This is a genomic window from Exiguobacterium sp. s83, from assembly GCF_018617095.1.
Taxonomy (GTDB): Bacteria; Bacillota; Bacilli; order Exiguobacteriales; family Exiguobacteriaceae; genus Exiguobacterium; species Exiguobacterium profundum.
The window spans coordinates 1-1315 of the sequence record NZ_JACSJP010000011.1 but is presented as its reverse complement, the minus strand read 5'-3'; the positions used below and the strand labels follow the sequence as shown (position 1 = coordinate 1315).

Here is a 1315-nt window from a genome sequence, read left to right as displayed (position 1 = left end):
ACAAGGTTGAGCTGTGACGTGGAGCCCGTAGGGCGAAGCACCGGATTTCACGCTGCCAAGAAAAGCCTCTAGTGAGGAGGTCGGCGCCAGTACCGCAAACCGACACAGGTAGGCGAGATGAGAATTCTAAGACGCGCGGGATAACTCTCGTTAAGGAACTCGGCAAAATGGTCCCGTAACTTCGGGAGAAGGGACGCTTATGGCAACATAAGCCGCAGTGAATAGGCCCAAACGACTGTTTAGCAAAAACACAGGTCTCTGCTAAATCGCAAGATGAAGTATAGGGGCTGACGCCTGCCCGGTGCTGGAAGGTTAAGGGGATGTGTCATCGCAAGAGAAGCACTGAACCGAAGCCCCAGTAAACGGCGGCCGTAACTATAACGGTCCTAAGGTAGCGAAATTCCTTGTCGGGTAAGTTCCGACCCGCACGAAAGGCGTAACGATTTGGGCACTGTCTCAACGAGAGACCCGGTGAAATCATAGTACCTGTGAAGATGCAGGTTACCCGCGACAGGACGGAAAGACCCCATGGAGCTTTACTACAGCCTGATATTGAGGCTTTGTACGCGATGTACAGGATAGGTGGGAGTTTGTGAAGCCGGAGCGCCAGCTTCGGTGGAGACACCCTTGGGATACCACCCTTTGCGTATAGAGTCTCTAACTCGCAGCCGTGATCCGGCTGGAGGACCGTGTCAGGCGGGTAGTTTGACTGGGGCGGTCGCCTCCTAAACAGTAACGGAGGCGCCCAAAGGTTCCCTCAGAATGGTTGGAAATCATTCGAAGAGTGCAAAGGCAGAAGGGAGCTTGACTGCGAGACCTACAAGTCGAGCAGGGACGAAAGTCGGGCTTAGTGATCCGGTGGTTCCGCATGGAAGGGCCATCGCTCAACGGATAAAAGCTACCCTGGGGATAACAGGCTGATCTCCCCCAAGAGTCCACATCGACGGGGAGGTTTGGCACCTCGATGTCGGCTCATCGCATCCTGGGGCTGGAGTAGGTCCCAAGGGTTGGGCTGTTCGCCCATTAAAGCGGTACGCGAGCTGGGTTCAGAACGTCGTGAGACAGTTCGGTCCCTATCCGTCGTGGGCGCAGGAAATTTGAGGAGAGCTGTCCTTAGTACGAGAGGACCGGGATGGACGCACCGCTGGTGTACCAGTTGTTCCGCCAGGAGCACCGCTGGGTAGCTACGTGCGGACGGGATAAGTGCTGAAAGCATCTAAGCATGAAGCCCCCTCCGAGATGAGATTTCCCTTTGAGCAATCAAGAAAGACCCCTCAGAGACGATGAGGTAGATAGGTCATGGGTGGAAGCGTGG

At 55.4% G+C, this 1315-nt stretch carries 1 rRNA gene (cut by a window edge); it reads left to right on the top strand.

Going from position 1 to position 1315, the window contains the following annotated elements:
- A 23S ribosomal RNA gene (locus KNO73_RS14790) occupies window positions 1-1315 on the top strand; its annotated part reaches 1509 nt to the left of the window's first position; the annotation flags it as partial.